The following is an 18,562-nucleotide window of genomic DNA, read 5'->3' as shown; positions in this document are numbered from 1 at the left end:
ATCGTGGCAAGAAGAGTCAGGCAGATAGCCAGGTCCGCCGCCTGCCCTTCGGCAAGCCTGGCTAGATCAGCTCGGTACCCCGAGGAGTATCGCGCACCTCGAAGCCGTGCGCTTTGATCTGCTCGCGTAAGGCATCTGAGCGCTGCCAATCGCGGGCGGCGCGAGCTGCCTCGCGCTCGCGTACCAGAGCCAGCACTTCCTCGGGAATGAAGCGCGGCTGGCGCGGGGCCACCGTTTCCAGGCGTAGACCAAGCACACGATCGAAATCCAGTAGCAGGCGGCGCCGCTCAGCCGGCGGAATGAGCTGATTGTGGAGAGCGCGATGGGTCAGATTCAGGGCCGTGGGCAGCTCCAGATTATCGTTAATTGCCTCGTGGAAGGCATCCCGCAGGCGCTGCGCCTCCTCGGACCAGGGGCCGGTGGCGCCCACGCCGTCAGCCGGCAGAGCGGCCAGAGTCTCGCGCAGATTATTCAGGCCATTCTGCGCCGCCGTGATCGACTCATCGGTAAAATTGATCTTTGAGCGGTAGTGCGCAGTCAACAGCAGATAGCGCAGGGCCAGCGGCTCAATACCGCGTTCCTTCAGCGTCGAGAGCAGTACCACATTGCCCTTCGAGCGGGCCATCTTGGCGTTGCCGAAATCCAGAAACTCGCCGTGGACCCAATAGCGCACTGGTGGCTTCCCGCTGACGCCCTGGCTTTGAGCGATCTCATCCTCGTGGTGAGGGAAGATCAGATCAACCGCGCCTGTATGGATATCGAACTGCTCACCCAGGTACTTGACGGACATCGCCGAGCATTCGATATGCCAACCGGGGAAACCAAGGCCCCAAGGGCTGTCCCAGTTCATCTGGCGCTTGGGACTGCCGCGCTTCCAGAGAGCAAAATCCTCGGGAGACTCCTTGTCGTCAGCCACCTCCATCTGTTCACGTCCGTGCCCACCGGCTCGCAACTGCTCCAGGGTATTGCCGGAGAGCTTGCCGTACTCCGGGAAGCGACTGACATCGTAGTAGACGTTGCCCTCGCTTGTCACGTAGGCTAGCCCCTTCTCGATGAGCCTGGCGATCATCTCCTGCATCTCGGGAATGTGCTCGGTCGCCTTGGGCACGATATGGGGCGGCAGAATATTCAGCTCGGCAGCGTCCTCTTCGTACCGGCGTGTATAGTAGGAGGCAATCTCGTAGGCTGAGCGACCTGTGCGGCGCGCCTCATGCTCGATTTTATCCTCTCCGCTCTCCTCGACGTCGTTCTGTAGATGACCAACATCCGTGATGTTGCGCACCAGCAGAACATCATAGCCGTTGTATTCGAGCATGCGACGTAGCCAGTCAGTCATCAAGAACGTGCGGAAGTTCCCGATGTGGATGTCACGATAGACGGTGGGGCCGCAGCTATAGATGCCCACCTTTGGCGGATGAAGCGGCTCAAAACGCTGTTTCTCACGACCGAGTGTATTATAAAGCACAATCGGCCTGGCCGATATGCTGCTCATTGTGCTCTTCTCTCCTAATGTGCAGAAATGCTCACAGAACTGTACCCAAACGGAGCCGAGGATAAAGAAAGCAGGCAGACAGGCAGTACGCTAGTTACAAATGTGGCGGTCAGAAACAGCGTGGGTACAGAAGTGTGTTGCAGCTCGTGGTATAGCCGCTATTATGCCCATAGCATCTTCAGTCCTCTGAATTCTCTGCCCTGTATCTCTGGTCTTGTCGGGCCTCCTCTCATCTGTGCTCGTGCCTGGGGCCAGGTCGCGATAGCGAGCACCGGCGCGGAGGCCAGTCCAGGTTTCAGCCGGGAGGGAGCCACCGATGCGTGACGGTCAAGGTGGGTCCGTCTTCGCTAGTATAGCACACTCTCGGGCGCTGGTATAGCCCCGCACAGAAATTGCCGGGTTTTTTCTGCTCGGTGACCGTTGCCCATCATTTTTTCGGTTTGCACCCCCTGTTCCGTCTACAGGATGGAAAGTCAAAGCCGCAGGGGCAGAGCTGGCGATACCGGCCCCCTCTTGCCGAAGCCGGTCCCTGCCTTCCTGCAGGCAGCTTCCTTTGGGGCAGCGATCTCTTGCCCTACTTTCCTGTGTTTAGCCCCTGGCCAGCTGGTGCCGCGCGTCAGCTCGGCGAGGAGGATCGATTTATAGTGCCTCTATCTTTAATAGCTGGGTGCATTTAAGATTTCGAGATTATAAAAATCTCGAAATCGGAGGCCAGCTAGCCAGCATCAACCACGACAAGAAAGGAGAGAGTCTATGTTTGACGGACAAAAGCAGTCTGAGCAGCGCAGCTGGCGAACCTTCCCCTACGATGGGCCAGGTCCTTACGATGATGACAACGGCGGAGAGAGCCGCTGGAAGCCCGGAACCTCGCCCGAAGACCCTGATCCCGAGGAAGAGGAGGGAGAGGAAGCGCAGGTCAGCGGTCAAGGAGCGGGGCAGTAGCTCGTCTCTCGCTGCCCTCCACTGCTGGTGAGCATTCGCTGCCGACTCACAGGGGCCCTGACCAGCACCTGGGATAGCAGTCTTAGCTCTCCAGAGAGGCGTGTGGGTGGCAGGAAGAGCGCACCAACCCTCGGCGAGCCCTGCCCCTCACATCCTATCACAGCGCACCTTAGCAGAGCAATCGCCGCGGCGAGGCCAACGGCGGAGCGTGCCCGCCAGCCCGAGGCTAGAGTCCTCTGGGTCTGGGCCTGAGCCGCGGCGGCGTATTCTCAGCGGTGCTCTGCAACTGACGTACTCACAGGCCGCTGAGGCCTGGGGATGGCTCTCGCACCGCGAAGTAAACAGCCTGGGGGTGATGAACTACGATAGCTGCCGTCGACTGCTCCGGTACCAGTTGATAGCCAGCAGTCAACTCGACCCCGATGCTGTTCTGGACTGGCAGCAGCGCAAATAAGACGCGGTGATCCTCCAGGTCTGGAATAGCGGGGTAGCCCCAGCTATAGCGTCTTCCTCGTCCTTCCTGTTCTCTCAGGCCCAGCTCGCGCCGAATATGTTGGTTCGTATACTCGGCCAGTGCCTCTGCTAGCTGTACCGACAGCCCATGCAGAAAATAGGCCTCCGAATAGCGCCCCTCCTGTTGAAGCTGGTGGACCAGCTCCGAAGGCCCAGGACCCACGGTGACCACTTGCAGCGCTACTACGTCGATGAGGCCGCTGGCTGTCGAGGCAAAATAGTCAGCCAGACAGAGCCGCTCGCGCTGGCGCTGGCGCGGGAAGTGGAAGCGTGCCAGCTCGTGCAGAACCTCGCTGCCCTCCGTCAGTGGCTGCGGATCATAGATGATCAGGCTATTGCCCTGGGATTGGCAAGGATAGTAGCCATAAATGACGCGCGGTTGCAGATAGCGCTGCTGCCTGGCCTCACGCAGCATGCGTTCCAGGCGCGGGCGAAACTCCTCTGTCGCCAGACGTGCAAAGTCATCGCCATGAGCCTTACCACCCCAATGCAGGCGGAAAAGTGTATTCTCATCCAGACAGGCCGCGATATCCTCCAGGCCGATGCGCTCCAGGACGCGCGGCCCCCAGAAAGGAGGCTTGGGGATGGAGGGAGCTGGCTTGATGCTGGTCGACGGCTGCTCGTCCTGGGTGCTGGTCCCTATCTCAGGGGAGAGCTGCTGCTGCTGCTGCTGCTTTTGTAGCTCACGGAGGGCTTCTCGCTTGATTCGCTCCACAAAAGCCTCACGCTCGCGAGGATCACCGGTCAGGCGATCCATAATCTCCAGGCCCTCGAAGGCGTCGCGTGCATAAAAGACTCCCGGCTCGTAAGGAACCAGGCGCCCTTTCTCGTGGGTACCTCCCTCCGTCTCTTCGACAAAGAGGATGCGGCGGCCATAGGCGCGATTAATGGCGGCGCCGCCCACGATCACCGGATAGCGCAGGCCGCGTCGATGCAGCTCCTGAACGCAGAGCGGCATCTGCTTCGAAGTGCTGACCAGCAGGGCTGAGAGACCGATGGCGTCGGCGTTGACCTCGACGGCCTTGTCGAGGATGGTATTGAGCGGCACCTGCTTGCCCAGATCATAGACCGTGTAGCCGTTATTACTCAGGATCGTATTGACCAGGTTTTTGCCGATGTCGTGCACGTCGCCGAAGACGGTGGCCAACACGACCCGTCCCTTGGTGTAGCCCTCTTTGCGCTCAAGATAGCCTTCTAAATGGGCCACGGCCCGCTTCATGACCTCGGCAGACTGCAGGACGAAAGGTAAGATCAGCTCACCGGCGCCGAAGCGATCGCCAACCTCTTTCATTGCCGGCAGGAGCACCCCGTTGAGTACCTGGACAGCGGCCTCGCTCGCTGTCATGTCCCCAGCAGCGCAGCGCTCCTGAATGGCCTGCGTGATCAGCTCCTCGATACCCTCCTTGCGCCGATGGAGGATCTGCCAATGGAGGCGCTCATCGGTACTCAAACCTTCCGTTGGATCGCTGCGTGCCTCGCTTCCCGTCTCAGGCTGGGCGTACTCCTCGAAATAGGCGATGTAGCGAGGCAGAGCCTCGGGTCGGTTGTAGATCAGGTCCTCGGCGAGGCGGCGCTGCTCCTCGGGGATCTCCGCATAGGGCTTGATGTGGGACGGGTTGACAATGGCGGCATCCAGGCCCGCGCGCACCGCATGATAGAGAAAGACGCTATTGAGCACGGCGCGCGCTTGGGGCTTCAGGCCGAAGGAGACGTTGCTGACCCCCAGCAAGGTCAGGGCGCCGGGCAGCTCGGCCTTGATGCGACGCAGCGCCTCCAATGTCTCGATAGCCGCGGTGCGCAGGTCCTCCTGGCCTGTAGTAATGGGGAAGGTCAAGGGATCGAAGAGCAGCGCCTCGGGCGCCAGCCCATACTCTTCCACGCAGATCTCATAGATCCGGCGCGCGACCTCTAGCTTGCGCTCGGCGCTGCGGGCCATGCCCGCCTCGTCGATTGTCAGAGCTACCACTACTGCCCCGTGCTCCCGCGCCAGGGGGACCACACGCTCAATGCGCTCGCGCCCATTTTCCATGTTGATCGAATTGATGACGGCCCGACCCGGGTAGACCTCCAGCGCTGCTTGAATGACTGCCGGCTCTGTTGAATCGATAAAGAGCGGCACCTCAATACCCTGGGAGAGCTTCTTAATGGTCTGGGCCATCTGCATAGCTTCATCGCTGCGCTCCGTGAGGGCCACGCAGACATCCAGCGCATGGGCCCCCCCCTCAACCTGTTCGCGGGCAATGGCCAGCAGGGTGTCGTAGTCATCGCGCAGCAGCGCCTCCTTAGCCTTGCGACTTCCCTGGCTATTGACGCGCTCGCCGATCAACAGTGGTGGCGGGTCCTGTCGCAGGCTGGTTGCGCGCATGCCGCTGGCCACCAGAGAGAGCGAGACACTGGAGAAGCTATGCCGCTGGAGCACATCGTCGGCCTGCGGGCGTGGACGGCGCGGCGCCGTGCGGCAGGCTTGCACAATAGCCCGTAGATGAGCGTGGGAGCTACCACAGCAGCCCCCTACGATATTGACGCCGAACTCGGTGATGAACTCGCGCAGGGCTGTGGCCATCGCCTCTGGCGCCAGTGGATAGACGGCTTTGCCCCCGACATTCAGTGGGATACCGGCGTTAGGGATCGTCGAAATCGGCAGTGGGCAGTGTTCGGCCAGGTAGCGCACCGGCTCGCGCATATGCTCGGGGCCAGTCGAGCAATTGAGGCCGATGATCTGGACCCGCAGCCCAACCAGGGTCGTCATCACAGCGGCGATGTCGGTGCCGAGCAACATCCGTCCGCTGGTATCGAGCGAGACCTGGGCCTGAATCGGCACGCGTCGCCCAGTTTGCTCCATTGCACGGCGCAGGCCCGTCACCGCGGCACGCACCTCCAGCAAATCCTGGCTGGTCTCGATCAGAAGCACATCGACGCCGCCCTCCAGCAAAGCAGCGGCCTGCTCCTGGAAGACCGTTACCAGCTGCTGATACGTGATATTGCTCAAGACCGGATCATCTGAAGACGGCAGCATGCCGGTGGGGCCGATCGAACCCGCCACAAAGCGCGGCCAGTCGGATGTACTGTAGCGATCCGCCAGCCGGCGGGCCAGGCGCGCGGCGGCCAGGTTAATCTCGCGTGTGCGCTCCCCCAGGCCATACTCATTGAGCTTCAAGCGACTGGCTGTGAACGAATTGGTCTCCAGTACATCGCAACCCGCTTCCAGAAAGCCCACATGGATCTCCTCGATCACCTCCGGTCGCGTCAGCACCAGATACTCATTACAACCCTCGGTGGCGGGTCCACCGTAGTCAGCTGCGCTCAGCTGATAGGTCTGAATCGTGCTGCCCATAGCACCATCGAAAATCAGGACGCGCTGTGCCAGGGCCTCCAGAAAGCGGCTCATAAGCAGACCGCTTACCTCCTCTACGCTCTTGCTTGTATTCCTACTCCGGGCGGGCCGGCGATGAAAGGTGCTCAGCGCTGGCTGGTTGTCTGTTGCCGGAGTCAGTTGTCAGGTCAGGTGACTCATCGCATCGCTCGGAGCGAGATAGCCCCGAAGCCGATGGCCTTGGGCGCTGTAGTCGGCAGCAAACAGGCTCTCTGGCATGCGAATGCAGCTAGAGAGCCGCCGCTATCACAGGTTGCTGAAGCTAACCGGGTTGCTCTATTATAACATGTTTCTCGATCCAGGCTGAGTTGAGATCTGCCCCCGGTTGAGGCGGAGGGATTGGCTGGCAGTCGTCAGACCAGGCCCGACCTGTTCAGACCAGTATCGTTCGTAGTAGGGGAGCAGCGAAAGGAGCCGAAGTCCGAGGCCGCCCAGGTGTAGAGGAGGAGGGGCACTGAACAAGGAGGGGCGGGAGGCGGTCTGATAGTGCCCTCCCTCACTTAGTTGTCCGTGGCTGCGGCCTTCCCGCTAAAAGGCTCCCAGATCTGCGCAGTGCCATCCCACGAGCCGGAGGCGAGGGCATCGCCAGTGGGCGACCAGGCCACGGCGCTCACCCAGTCGCTATGGCCGCGATAGCTCAAGAGCGGGGTGATGGGGACGACCTCACCGTCGGCCCGCCAGACATGAACCTGTTCATCGACGCTCCCGGAAGCGAGCAGGCGACCATCAGGGGACCAGGCCACGCAGGTCACGCCGCCGTTGTGGCCGTAGTAACAGAGGGGTTCGCGCCCGCCGTCGAGGCCGCGCGGGTCGCGAGCCTCCCATACCTGGACTGATTGATCATCGCTGGCAGAGGCGACAAAGCGTCCATTGGGCGACCAGGCTACTGCATTGACCTTATCATGGTGGCCGTAGTAAATGCGGATGTTCCCCCCGGTGCTCGCTGTTGGCTCCCAGACATGGACCGTGCGATCCTCTCCGCCAGAGGCAAGCTGGCGACTATCAGGCGACCAGGCCAGCGCGGCGATACTGCCGTGGTGACCGCGGTAGGTACAGACGACGCGACGCGTAGCTATTTCCCAGACCAGAACGACTCGCTCCTCACCAGCGGCGGCCAGATACTTTCCATCGGGCGACCAGGCCAGTGCCAGAATACGCTCGTTGAGACCCTCATAGCGTGCACCGGCGGGCGCCTCCAGCCGGGCCGCTCGGGCGTCGTGGGGGAGAACGGCTAACAGCTGAACCACCTCAGACAGCAGGCCATCGGTCATAGCTAGATAGCGTCCATCGGGTGACCAGGCGATCACCGGCGCCTCCAGTGAGAGACCGCGCTGTACAAGCAGCGTCTCACCACTGCGGCTCTCCCAAATCTGGACGCTCTCATCTTGACTGCTGGAGGCCAGATAGCGCCCGTGGCTGGCCCAGGCCAGCGAGGCCACGCGAGCGCTGTGACCGCGATAAACCAGGCGGGGCGTGGTCACCACGGAAGAGGGTGGCAACTCAGCGGCTGGTGCTGCCGCTGACTGAGCAGCAGCTGGGGCAAAGGGCAGCGGCGATTTAAACTGCGAGCGTGGCAGCGGAGAAAGCGGGAGGCGCTCCTGGCGACTGGCGCGCTCCAACTCACGGGCGAACTCCTCTACTGAGGGGAAGCGCTCATTCGGGTCCTTCGCCAGAGCGCGCAGCACCACCTGTTCCACGAGCGGAGGAACCGTCGGAGCGCGTTCGCGCAACGATGGTGGCGGTGCGATCTGATGCTGCAGAGCGATCTCCTGGGTCGTGCCGAGAAAGGGCCACTCGCCCGTCAGCCATTCATAAACCACCACTCCCAGGGCATACTGATCGCTGGCCAGCCGGGGACGTCCACGCAGCTGCTCCGGCGCCGCGTAAGGAACCGTTCCTTCGAAACCCTGTAGCTTCTCGCGGCGGTAGCCCGCGCTGCGCGCCACCGTTGCAATATCGAAATCGCTTAGCCAGACCTGGTTGTCCGGTCCCAGCAGCATATTGTGCGGCTTGATATCGCGATGGATGAGCTTATAGCCGTGGATATACTGCAAGGCTGCAGCCACCTGGCGCACGTAGGAAACCACTGTCGGCAGAGGCAAAGGAATACCTCGCGGGTGCCGCTCGCGCAGCGTCCCATGAGGGGCGTAGGCCATTACAATGAACGGCTGCCCGTCCTCCGCCCCAAAATCGAAAACACGCACAATGTGCGGATGCTCCAGCCGTGTCAAAATTTGTGCGCGGATCAGCAGCTCGGCCAGTTCCTGGCTGGAGAGCTGTGCCTCGACCACCTTCAGCGCCGCCGGGGCTCCCGTGCGCAGGTGCTCTCCCAAATAGACACGTGTCATATGGCCCTGGCCCAGCAAGCGCACCAGCCGATAGCCTCCAAGCCGCTGATCGATTCGACTGACCATAGCGCTCTTCTCCCCCCGCAAGGTTCCTGCTTTGGCCGCCATCTCCTCCTTCTACCTTGCGAGTCCTCCTGTTGGAGGATTGTAGAGAATGGGCAATGATCATGTCAAGCGGATAGTCAAGATGGTATATGTTGATGCTTTTGCGCTCTCTTGTGCAATAGTGAGAACGGGAGACGGGAGGGCAGCAAAAAAGATACCCTGTTGCAACAGAGCGAGGGGAGAGAGAACAGAGAAGCTTAACTCAGCGAGCTAGTGGGGTCAGCCAGCAAGCAAATGCTCCAGTGCCCGAGCGAAACGCTCGACCTCCTCCTCCGAATTGTAGTAATGTACCGAAGCGCGCACCAGCGTCTGAAGGCCGTGGGCCTGCATATCCAGCAGTGCGGCCTGTTGAGAGACCACCGAGACATTGATGTGCTGGCGGCGCAGAGCCTGGCGGATCATCTCGGCCTCCCAGCCTTCCACCGTGAAGGTCACAATACCGCCCTGAACCACTCCCCGATCATGGACAATGACCCCTGGCAGCGGCGTGAGACGTGTACGCAGCAGATAGGCGAGATCGCGAATACGGCGCCAGAGACGTTGCTGATCCCACTGCAGAAAATAATCGATAGCGGCCCCCAGGCCCAGGCGATTGGCAATACTTGCCTCCCAGCACTCGAAGCGACGCGCATCGGGACGCAAGGCGTACTGGTCTGGCGCCGTCCAACTGGCGGCGTGCAGATCGATGAGCGGCGGCTCCAATTGCTCTAACACTTCCTGACGCACATACAAGAATCCTGTACCACGCGGACCACGCAGGAACTTACGCCCCGTGCCAGCCAGGATGTCGCAGCCGAGCGTGCGCACATCCAGTGGCATCTGGCCCACCGATTGCGTCGCATCCAGCAGATAGAGCACGCCAGCCTCGCGGGCGATACGCCCCACCTCAGCCGCAGGATTCACCAGGCCATTGTTAGTCGGCACGTGCGTCAAAGCGATCACGCGTACGTGCTCATCGATGGCGTTGCGCAGGGCGCTCAGAGAGATTTGGCCATATTCATCGTCGGGAATCACCTCGACGCGGACGCCAGTGCGGCGGGTCATCTGCAGAAAGGCCAGATAGTTACTGGCATATTCAGCCATGCCTGTCAGAATCCGATCGCCTGGCGCAAACGGAATAGCGTAGAAAGCCATATCCCAGGCACGGGTGGCGTTCTCCACCAGGGCCACCTCACTCGGCTGGCAGCCGAGCAGCATGGCCACCGCCTCATAGACGTGAACGAGAGCCTCACGTGCCTCCTCGGCTGCTTCGTAGCCGCCATGACGTGCCTCGCGCTGGAGATGAGCGCTCACGGAGTCCACTACCGGCTGAGGCATCAAGGCGGCCCCGGCGTTATTGAAATGCAGCACTTCGGTACAACCTGGCGTCTCCGCGCGTACCTGAGCCAGATCAAAAGCACGAGTCTGCCGTTCCATGCTTTACTGCTCCGTTCTCATTCTCATTGCTCGTGCGGCTACCCTGTCATTGTGACATAGATCGGGATCTGCGGTCTCTTCATCTCGCCCGATGTGGACGGAGCTGACCTGCTCGCCGAAGCATAGCCAGCCTCAGCGCGGTCAGGTCGGGCCGAGAGGGCCAGGAGAGGGCCAGGCGCTGCCCCACCAATCAGCAGCGAATGAGCCGTTTCAGATCAGAAAAGAATCTGCCGCTGGAGCTGGCAGCGCCAGTACATCAGGAGGGGGCTGTTACTGCCCTACGGGGATAACGACGCGGCCCTGACCAGTGGGCGGCATATTGGGGCCGCTACCGACCCAACGCACCGCAGTACCGATAGCCGTTACCTCCATCCATTCGCCGTTATGCAGGTACTGAACCTGGATGTCGACGCCGATAACACCATCGGCCCCAAGCTGGTCAGCCTCAAACTGCATACGGCTCAAGGCCAGCTCGCGTGCCTGATACATGAGCTGGGTATATTCTTTCAGCTCGCCCTGGAAGTGGGACTTGATCCCCGCCAGCCAGTTGCGAATGGCGCCCATTGAGTAAATGCAGTTGCCCATCACCAAACCCAGGGGCTGAAAACCCTTGTCGACCACCAACCAAAATTCCTGCCCGGTGAGATCGGAGGTGAAGGCCCGGCCCCGGTAGCCCGGTCGGACATCCATCGCTGTTCGTGGTTCGCTCATGGGACCTCTCTTTCGCTGTGGTCTTGCCTGGCCGCTTCTTGTAGTCTTGCTTGCTGCCACCGGCTCGCCGACCCTGGCGGCGAGCCGCCTTTCCAGAATAGGCAATTGCCTTTGGAATGTCAACCATTCGGCAAGGCGTCATGCTCTTGCGGGAGCTGGTCTTGTTGCCTATCTGGCAGCTCCTATCTGATCTACGTCTGGCTCACCTTGACTCATACGTCTAAAATATGACTGGAAAGTTCAATGTCGTCGAAGAGAGCGTGGAGCGAGGGGCCTGCCTTCCTGGTCTGAGGAAAGGAGCAGCATCAACCATAACAGAGGAGGAATGGAGCCGATGGGGAGTGAGATGGGGCGGCAGCGCTTAAAAGAGCGGCTGCGCGAAGTACGCACAGAGCTGATTCTCAATGTGGCAGAGGAGGTCTTCGAGGAGCGAGGTTATCACGAAACGACGATGGATGAGATCGCGGCCCGCTGCGGCGTCGCCAAGGGGACGCTCTATCAGCACTTTCCGGGTGGTAAGGACGAGCTGATCACCGCTCTCTTCGAGCGTCACCTGGAGCAGTTCGCTCGCGCCGTCGCTCAGGCCCAAAGCGCTGCCAGCACGGCGCGTGGCAGACTCAGGCGCATTCTAGAGTATGTCTATCTAGAGCGCAGTGGCCTGCATGCGCGCCTCTTACAGCTGCTCACCTATGGCGGAGACCTGCGTCAGGCCCTCAAAGAGCGTCTTGGTCCCCGCCTGGAGCCGATCAGCGCCGCCATTCGCGCCATACTTGAGCAAGGCCAGCGCAATGGCGAGTTCCGCGACACGCTCTCGACCGATTTGCTGCTACAGACATTTATGCACCTGCTACTCTTTAACAAGTACCAGCCAGTGCTTGAGCGCGAGCAGCTCTCTCCCGAGAGCCTCGTGGCGCAGGTGGCGCAGATTTTCTTTGACGGTATTGCCAGCGAGACGTCTGGAGAGGAAAGGATATAGCAGCAATGCAATCACAACCCGGTTTGCGCGCAACGGCCCCCATGCTCTTTGGGCTGCAGCCCCTGGAAGATACCGAGCGCTCCTTTGCCTGGTTTGCTGCCATGCGTGAGGCACACCCGGTCTTCTTTCACGAAGGTACTGGCATCTGGCAAGTCTTTCGCTACGATGATGTTTTGAATGTTCTCACGGACTATGCTCGCTTTTCTTCCAACGCCTTTGAAGACGTTGGAGCGTTTTTTGAGGGAACGTTGTTGGCCAAAGATCCACCGGAGCATCGCAAGCTGCGCAACCTGGTCAACCAGGCTTTCACACCGCGAGCGGTGGCGCGTCTTGCGGATCGCATCACGCAGATCACGCAAGAACTGCTGGATGCCGTGCTGGCCAAAGGAGAGCTAGATGTGGTGGCCGACATTGCCTTCCCCTTGCCGGCCAAAGTGATCGCTGAGCTTCTCGGTGTCCCTGATCAGGATTGGGACATCTTCCAGCGCTGGGCGCAGGCTGATCCTTCCGCTCCACCGGCGCGGCGCCTGGCCGGGCGGACGATGCGCCAGGAGATGGAGGAGTACTTTACAGACCTGATTGCCGAGCGCCGACGGGAGCCGCGGGAGGACCTGATCAGCGCGCTCTGTCAGGCCGAAGTCGATGGGCAGAAACTCAGCCAGAATGAACTGTTGAGCTTCTGCGTCCTGCTGCTGGCCGCTGGTCAGGAGACCACAAAGAACCTGATTGCTAATGCCATCGTCTGCTTCACCGACTATCCCGACGTCATGGAGCGGCTGCGTCGCCAGCCAGAGCTGATGCCAGCAGCCATCGAGGAAGTGCTGCGCTTCCTGCCGCCGGTCTGGTTCCTGCTGAGGCGCACAACGATCGAGGTCGAGCTTGGGGGGCAGCGCATTCCGCCTGGGCAAAACGTTCTTGTCTGGACAGCCTCGGCCAATCGCGACCCGGCCCAGTTTCCCGAGCCGGATCGCTTTCTGATCGAGCGCAGCCCCAACCGTCATCTAGCTTTTGGTCATGGTGTCCATTACTGCGTCGGGGCGCCGCTAGCGCGTCTGGAGGCCAAGATTGCTCTGCCGTTGATGTTGCAACGCCTGGGCAGGCTGGAGCGGGTCTCGGGCGTTCCGATCATGGTCAATCGAGGTCTGGTCTTTGTGATCCGTTCCTTGCCGATCGCCTTTGAAGCGGCGACCGCTGGCAGCCAGCGCTAAAGGGAACGACCGTAGACAGTAACCTTCCCTTGGCGGCTTCCAATCCTGCGCAAAAGGGATCGGAAGCCGCTTAGTTTCCTTCATCAGGCACCAGTTCGATCACTTCGCCAAACGGAAAGCCATCTCGCTCAAGGTGATGTCCCGTTACGACCCAGAGCACGGGCAGCCCGGGCGGCTCCTCGGGAAAGGAGCCGAAGCCGTCGGTCAGGTAAACACAAACGGCGTTCTGCCACGGTTCGTGCTCAGTCTGGATGCGTTCGAAGAACGGAGCGAAATTTGTTCCTCCGCCGCCCTGTGGTGGGGGTAACTCGGCGGAGACGCTGCTCACCTCGTAGGGACCGTGGCATTCCGTATCAACATAGTAGAGCTGGCCGATCACATGGGGATAGGCGGCCAGAATACCGCGTAACTCGCTCAGGAAAAGGCTCAGGTCTTTGTTGCTGATCGAGCCGCTGGTATCGACTGCGATGTAGGCGTGAATCTGCTCGTTCTCCTGGGCGTCCAGATAGAGCCGCTGACCAATAAAGCGCCGGTCGAAGCCGGAGAAGTCGCTCGGGGTCTGCGTCAGAAAGCGCCAGAGATAACTACGCCAGTCCAGTCGGCTCGGATCGATACGGGCCAGCTCGCGTTCCAGGCCGAGAGGAAAATGACCAGATTGCGCTCCCGTGCTGCGGGCCTGCTTAATAGCCCGCCACCAGTAGTCTCGCTGTCGGTTATATTCCTCGTGCGATAGTGGGTCCTCTTGCTGGCTCTGCTGTTTGAGATCCAGAGGGACACGTAGCTGAGAGGCGCGCCTACGGTTCTGTTGTAGTTGCTGATAGATCTCCTCGACGCTCAGTCTCTCCAGATCAGGCTCGCGCAGATGGCCCCTGGGTAGCTCTAACCCTTCCAGATGGGCGATAATGCCGTTGACCACGATATCGGCAGCGATGTTCCAGAGGTGCGCGTCGCGTTGGCCACGTCGTGGCACATGCTGCAGAGCGGCGTGGAGCACCTCGTGGGTAAGTACCCCCAGGCGCTCGGCTGGTGTCAGCTGCCGCCAGAAGGTAGGATTAAAGGTGATGCTGCGCCCGTCTGTCATGGCCGTTTCGACGGTATCGCTCACCTTGATCTGGGCAAAGAGACTCAGCGTGGCGAAAAACGGCTGCCGTAGACGCAGCTGCAGAATCGCGGCACTGATCTGTTTGTGTACATCGTGGTGCTCCTGCATGGCATCTCCTCCTTGGAGCAGGCTGGTTCAGGCGATGGCTAAGCACTGGCGTCCTCTGGCTGGATCAGCTGTTACCCCTCCTTCGTTCATTGCTGCTGATTGAGCAGCTCCATGTACTCGGTAAACAGCTTCTGAAGCTGCTGATTGCGCTGCATCAGCGCAGCCAGCTTGCCTAGCTCGTTGCGTGCGCGCAGCAGACGGAAGAGATCGGTGGCGAAGAGCTGCACCCATTCAGGTTGGGCTTTCTGGCTCATCCAGACGAAGGCCTGGTAGCATTGCTGCAGGCTTGTGGCGCGCGTCGCCAACGCCACCGTGATGGCGTAGCGCAGCGATGGCTCGCTGGGAAAAGCGATGGGTTCTCCTGCGCCTTCGAGAATGGCCTCGACATCGGGAAGGCGGTCGTAGAGGGCCATGAATGCTTCGAACTCAGCGGCAGCTCCCTGGCCGACTGCCGGGGCGATATCCAGTCCGGCCTTGTAGAGCGCATCGGCCATCATCCAGGTGCGCGGCGAGGGCCAGGCTGGCTGCTGCGGATCAAGCCTGTGCAGCAGCTCAGGGCGGAAAGCCAGAAAAGCTAATAAGTGTTCGTGCATGCCTTGCTCCAGGGCGTAGGCTTTGAAGCTATCGAAGTTCGGCTCTACAAAAAGGTGAATAAAGCGGTTGCTCAGCGGCGCCGGCATGTCGAAGACGGCGGCGCGGTCTTCTTTGCGATTGCCGGCGGCCCAGATAAACCAGCCTTCAGGGACGGTGTAGCTGCCGACGCGTCGATCGAGAATCAGCTGCTGGGCGATGCCCTGGATCGTCGGCGGAGCCAGGTTCAGCTCATCGAGGAAGAGGATGCCCCGGCCCGAGCGCGGCAGAAACTCGGGCGGGTACCAGCGGGCCGTGCCCTCTTCAGCCACGGGCAGACCGCGCAGATCGGTCGGAGCAAGCTGCGAAAGGCGGAGGTCGATCAGCTCCAGACTGTGAGCACGTGCTGTCTGCGCGACGATACTCGATTTACCGACGCCGGGTGGCCCCCAGATCATGGTGCTCATCATCAGGCGCCGGCTCACCAGGCCGGACAGAAAGCGTGCCAGGGCATCAGGTCGCATGAGACTCTTTCACCCTCCTTGTGTTATCCTCGTCTTCAGCGAAAGATGATCTTCTAGCGTTCCAGATATCAGATATCAGATGGCAGCATGGCGTGTATAGAGCATGTGCTGAGGACTGCTCTCGGGTGCCACTGTCGAAAAAAAGGGGCTGGGTAGATGGCAACCACCATAGAACGTCGGGCGAGCTGTTGTCAAGCCTCCGGCTACCAGGCAGTCTGGCTGCCGCTATTCATTCAGGCCAACAAGAGTTCATGTTAATCGACGAGTACAAGCGCCACGGCAATCAGGCACAATACAACGCCATTGAAGAGGCAATATGGCTGACGCAGTTTATCCGTAACAAGTGCCTGCGCCCGTGGATGGATTCTTGTGGAATCAACAGAAATGACCTGTACTGCTTCTACTCACAACTTGCCGGCAACTATGCCTTTGCTTCGTGCCTCACTTCCCTGAATTATGCATCATAAGTCTCTTTATCTCATTATGCGTGACTATGGACAGGTACACGACATTCCTGTCATCGCGGTTGAGCCAGCATTCGCGAGTCAAGAAGAGCCTCTCCGTCAGGACGCCTGTCTGCCCACGTTGTGGGCTGGTGCTTGACCGCGACCGCAATGCCGTGAAGAACATCGTAGCAAAGGCTTTCAACCGTACCGGTGGGGGAGTTGGAAACGGGCCTCTCTCAGCAGAGACGAAATGCTTCTGGACAGACACCCGCTACTCGTTCTGGCAGGGCCAGGACGGGCAAGGTGGCTGGATGAAGGAAGAACCCCCTGGGCTTTCGCCAGGGGGGTGTCAGGCTGTTAGTGTAGGAAGAAGCGTGGCACCTGTCAATCCCTCGGCTGACTGGCTAGTCGGGCGCGGGCGGCGGCACGCACGAAGCAGTTACCATCATGGGCCAGGGTCTCCAGTAGTGTGGATGGAACTGCCGCGTGCTGAGCCACAAGATAGCGCTCGACCCAGCGCCCGGATTCGGCGAATAGCTCCAGTAAGGCTGGTGGCAGGTCTCGACGTTGCAGCAACAGCGGACGCAGACGCGAAGGCAGATCAGCTTTGATAATCTCTTCGCGTAGCGTCTCCAGCAGATAATCGAAGATCAGGCTCTGGCTCTGGGAGATGGTCCGCGGGTGAGTCGCGACCGTGATCGCCACCTCGCTATCGTTCAGGCGCAGCAGCTGCTCTAGCAGTGTCAGTGGAGCGGAAGGGTGAGCTGCCACAGAGCGAAGGATCTCAATGGGCTGAGTGCCCTCGTCTGTCGAGACGATAGCGCGCTGGCGGCGCCACTCGCTCAGATAGCGAGCGGCAAGGCGCTCCAGCAGGGGTACGGGCAGCTGTGGCTGCTGGCTCAAGGCCAGATGGATCTCGCGATCATCAAGTTCTGCAAGCCACGTCAGGACATCGGCGGGCGTGTTGGGATTGCGAGCCAGACCGGCGAGCAAGGAACGATCCTGCCTGTGGGAAGATGCCAGATGGCGCAAGGTCTCTGGCGCCAGCGCCGGGTGGGAAGCTACCCGCCAACGGATCAGCGCCTGTGAGTGTGCACAGAGCTGTTCGGCGAGCTTTGGGGGCAGACATGGGTTGCCTGCCAGCGAGAGCACAACCTCTAAAGCGGAATCCCTCGCCAGAGAGGCGCTGAGCGCTGTGGGCAGGGCTGAGTGAGAAGCGACGGCAGCCCGCACCTGACTGGCCTCATCCTCCGCCAGACGCCGGAGCAAGGCCTCCTCAGGAGGCAGGTGTGGCGCGACAGCGGCCCGTACTTCGGCGCTGGCATCGGTGGCGAGCAGTTCGCGCTCGACAGCTCCCAGCGCGGCATGGCCAGCCACAGCCTGCCGCACCTCCGGCTCGCTACTCCTGGCCAGATGGGCTAATCTGTCTGCGGGTAGCTGGGGATGCCGAGCCGCAGCGCTGCGTACCTGGCTGCTGGCATCCTCTGTCAAGGTCAATAAGAGTGCAGGAGGAGTGGCGGAGTTAGCTGCCACCGCGCTACGGATCTCTGCCTCTGGGGCACGTGCCAGTTCATAGAGTAGCTCAGGCGGAAGTGGTGTCAGCCTGATAGCCTCGACGCGGACCGCCAGCGGCCCTTCGCTGACCAGTTTGAGCAATGTCTCCTGGTGCAGGTAGGGATAGCAGGCTAGCAAGAGCCGACGCCAGCATTCGTCGTCTGGCGAGTAGATCCCCTCGACCAGCTCAGGATAGAGATCGGGTATGGCCAGGGTCAGAAGCACCAGCGTCGAGCTGAAGGAGCGGGGATAGAGGCCAACCTGGCTGCTACGCCGCTCGTAGTCAGCCACCGCTTCGCTGACGAAGCGCTGCCGCTGTTCGTTAAACTCAGAGATCTCACCCGCGATGGCGACGTGCCACTGTAAGGCCCACATGGTTTCATCGGAGAACCAACGAATGCGGCTGAGATTCACATCTTCATTGAGCCAGCGTAGCCAGAGCAGGGGAGTCTCTTCGCAGCGCAAGAGCTGCAGCCACGCCTGGGGCGAGGCTTGTTTAATAAAATCGGGCTGCGTCAGGTTCAGAAGAGGCAGGATGGGATTGGCTAGAAATTCATGGGGAAACTCGCGGGCCAGCTCCAGCAGCAGGTCAAGCGAGGTGTTCGGATTGCGTGCCACAGCCCGGCGTACAGTCAAATCGCGTTCCCTGCTGAGCTGCTCCAACACAACGGATGGCGTTGCCGGATTGGCGGCGACCAGGGGGCGTAAGGCTGGTTGATAACTTAGCTCGGTCAGCCGCTCAGGAGGCGTGTCAAGATTTTGAGCCTCGGCGATCAGCTCGGGGGGCACGTTTTCAGTTGTCATAAGCTAAAAGCTTCATCATGGCCTGATGCTTGATTGTCTGAAAATGGCTGCTTCACGTACTGGAGTAGCATGAATGGTGGGCGACGCGCGCGAAGCAACTGGCTGTCAGGTCAAGCAGGGAGAGCGACAGCATGGGCTGAGTAAGGGTGGCCCTGTGCGGCTCTCCGGACTACTTCCCGGGCAGGCTCATAGGCGAGTGACTAGTAAAATACTATAGACGACAGGGCCAGCCTTTGTCAATCCAGTCCCAGGTCTGCCTGATCTCCCGACGGCTCTTTATGGGTCTGGGCGGCTGGGGACTGTCGCAGACAGAAGCCCGCAGGACCTCTGGGCCTGATCAGGCCTGCTAACCGAGAGATAGCACACAGTC

Annotated in this window: 12 protein-coding genes; 4 read left to right on the top strand and 8 right to left on the bottom strand. The window is 60.6% G+C overall.

Going from position 1 to position 18,562, the window contains the following annotated elements; genetic code table 11:
* Positions 1–61: 61 nt before the first annotated feature.
* Positions 62–1,492, bottom strand: a complete 1,431-nt coding sequence (gene cysS / locus A4R35_RS09635; protein WP_112428815.1) for a cysteine--tRNA ligase — start codon at positions 1,490–1,492, stop codon at positions 62–64.
* 753 nt (positions 1,493–2,245) lie between these two features.
* Here cysS and A4R35_RS09630 point away from each other — a divergent pair.
* Positions 2,246–2,434 (top strand): hypothetical protein, encoded by a 189-nt coding sequence (locus tag A4R35_RS09630; RefSeq protein ID WP_112428813.1) that lies wholly within the window; start codon positions 2,246–2,248, stop codon positions 2,432–2,434.
* A 295-nt stretch (positions 2,435–2,729) separates the two neighbouring features.
* Here A4R35_RS09630 and metH read toward each other — a convergent pair whose 3' ends face one another.
* The 4 genes from metH to A4R35_RS09610 all read right to left on the bottom strand — a co-directional run bounded on the left by metH (position 2,730) and on the right by A4R35_RS09610 (position 10,900).
* Complete coding sequence (gene metH, locus A4R35_RS09625; protein ID WP_112428811.1) at positions 2,730–6,335, bottom strand: methionine synthase; 3,606 nt, start codon at positions 6,333–6,335, stop codon at positions 2,730–2,732.
* Positions 6,336–6,820: 485 nt separating this feature from the next.
* Positions 6,821–8,734, bottom strand: coding sequence for a serine/threonine-protein kinase (locus tag A4R35_RS09620; RefSeq protein WP_223258270.1), 1,914 nt, complete (start codon positions 8,732–8,734; stop codon positions 6,821–6,823).
* A gap of 258 nt (positions 8,735–8,992) precedes the next feature.
* A complete protein-coding gene (locus A4R35_RS09615) occupies positions 8,993–10,189 on the bottom strand; it encodes an aminotransferase class V-fold PLP-dependent enzyme (protein WP_112428806.1) in 1,197 nt (398 codons plus the stop codon).
* A gap of 270 nt (positions 10,190–10,459) precedes the next feature.
* Entirely contained in the window at positions 10,460–10,900 is a 441-nt protein-coding gene (locus A4R35_RS09610; protein WP_112428804.1) for a YbjQ family protein, read from the bottom strand.
* A gap of 334 nt (positions 10,901–11,234) precedes the next feature.
* Here A4R35_RS09610 and A4R35_RS09605 point away from each other — a divergent pair, with 334 nt between their 5' ends.
* Both A4R35_RS09605 and A4R35_RS09600 read left to right on the top strand, forming a co-directional pair.
* Entirely contained in the window at positions 11,235–11,876 is a 642-nt protein-coding gene (locus tag A4R35_RS09605; RefSeq protein WP_189361584.1) for a TetR/AcrR family transcriptional regulator, read from the top strand.
* 5 nt (positions 11,877–11,881) lie between these two features.
* A complete protein-coding gene (locus tag A4R35_RS09600; protein WP_223258269.1) occupies positions 11,882–13,084 on the top strand; it encodes a cytochrome P450 in 1,203 nt (400 codons plus the stop codon).
* A 70-nt stretch (positions 13,085–13,154) separates the two neighbouring features.
* Here A4R35_RS09600 and A4R35_RS09595 read toward each other — a convergent pair whose 3' ends face one another.
* Together A4R35_RS09595 and A4R35_RS09590 are read right to left on the bottom strand one after the other, a co-directional pair.
* Positions 13,155–14,294 carry a vWA domain-containing protein gene (locus A4R35_RS09595; RefSeq protein ID WP_112428800.1) on the bottom strand — a complete coding sequence of 380 codons (1,140 nt, stop codon included), beginning with the start codon at positions 14,292–14,294 and terminating at the stop codon, positions 13,155–13,157.
* 86 nt (positions 14,295–14,380) lie between these two features.
* Entirely contained in the window at positions 14,381–15,388 is a 1,008-nt protein-coding gene (locus A4R35_RS09590) for an AAA family ATPase (protein ID WP_112428798.1), read from the bottom strand.
* A 125-nt stretch (positions 15,389–15,513) separates the two neighbouring features.
* Here A4R35_RS09590 and A4R35_RS24660 point away from each other — a divergent pair, with 125 nt between their 5' ends.
* Positions 15,514–15,855: a hypothetical protein gene (locus A4R35_RS24660; protein ID WP_146747160.1), complete on the top strand. Its 342-nt coding sequence runs from the start codon at positions 15,514–15,516 to the stop codon at positions 15,853–15,855.
* 363 nt (positions 15,856–16,218) lie between these two features.
* Here A4R35_RS24660 and A4R35_RS09575 read toward each other — a convergent pair whose 3' ends face one another.
* A complete protein-coding gene (locus A4R35_RS09575; protein WP_112428792.1) occupies positions 16,219–18,192 on the bottom strand; it encodes a variant leucine-rich repeat-containing protein in 1,974 nt (657 codons plus the stop codon).
* Between the last annotated feature and the right edge of the window lie 370 nt (positions 18,193–18,562).

The sequence above is a fragment of the Thermogemmatispora tikiterensis genome, assembly GCF_003268475.1.
In the GTDB taxonomy this organism is placed as follows: domain Bacteria; phylum Chloroflexota; class Ktedonobacteria; order Ktedonobacterales; family Ktedonobacteraceae; genus Thermogemmatispora; species Thermogemmatispora tikiterensis.
The sequence above is the reverse complement of the archived record's forward strand: the minus strand, read 5'-3'. Positions and strand labels throughout refer to the sequence as shown.

What these genes read in the sequence shown, in the direction of transcription:
- cysS (WP_112428815.1), bottom strand. Translation starts at nt 1,492, where the DNA reads ATGAGCAGCATATCGGCCAGGCCGATTGTGCTTTATAATACACTCGGT.
- A4R35_RS09630 (WP_112428813.1), top strand. Translation starts at nt 2,246, where the DNA reads ATGTTTGACGGACAAAAGCAGTCTGAGCAGCGCAGCTGGCGAACCTTC.
- metH (WP_112428811.1), bottom strand. Translation starts at nt 6,335, where the DNA reads ATGAGCCGCTTTCTGGAGGCCCTGGCACAGCGCGTCCTGATTTTCGAT.
- A4R35_RS09620 (WP_223258270.1), bottom strand. Translation starts at nt 8,734, where the DNA reads ATGGTCAGTCGAATCGATCAGCGGCTTGGAGGCTATCGGCTGGTGCGC.
- A4R35_RS09615 (WP_112428806.1), bottom strand. Translation starts at nt 10,189, where the DNA reads ATGGAACGGCAGACTCGTGCTTTTGATCTGGCTCAGGTACGCGCGGAG.
- A4R35_RS09610 (WP_112428804.1), bottom strand. Translation starts at nt 10,900, where the DNA reads ATGAGCGAACCACGAACAGCGATGGATGTCCGACCGGGCTACCGGGGC.
- A4R35_RS09605 (WP_189361584.1), top strand. Translation starts at nt 11,235, where the DNA reads ATGGGGAGTGAGATGGGGCGGCAGCGCTTAAAAGAGCGGCTGCGCGAA.
- A4R35_RS09600 (WP_223258269.1), top strand. Translation starts at nt 11,882, where the DNA reads ATGCAATCACAACCCGGTTTGCGCGCAACGGCCCCCATGCTCTTTGGG.
- A4R35_RS09595 (WP_112428800.1), bottom strand. Translation starts at nt 14,294, where the DNA reads ATGCAGGAGCACCACGATGTACACAAACAGATCAGTGCCGCGATTCTG.
- A4R35_RS09590 (WP_112428798.1), bottom strand. Translation starts at nt 15,388, where the DNA reads ATGCGACCTGATGCCCTGGCACGCTTTCTGTCCGGCCTGGTGAGCCGG.
- A4R35_RS09575 (WP_112428792.1), bottom strand. Translation starts at nt 18,192, where the DNA reads ATGACAACTGAAAACGTGCCCCCCGAGCTGATCGCCGAGGCTCAAAAT.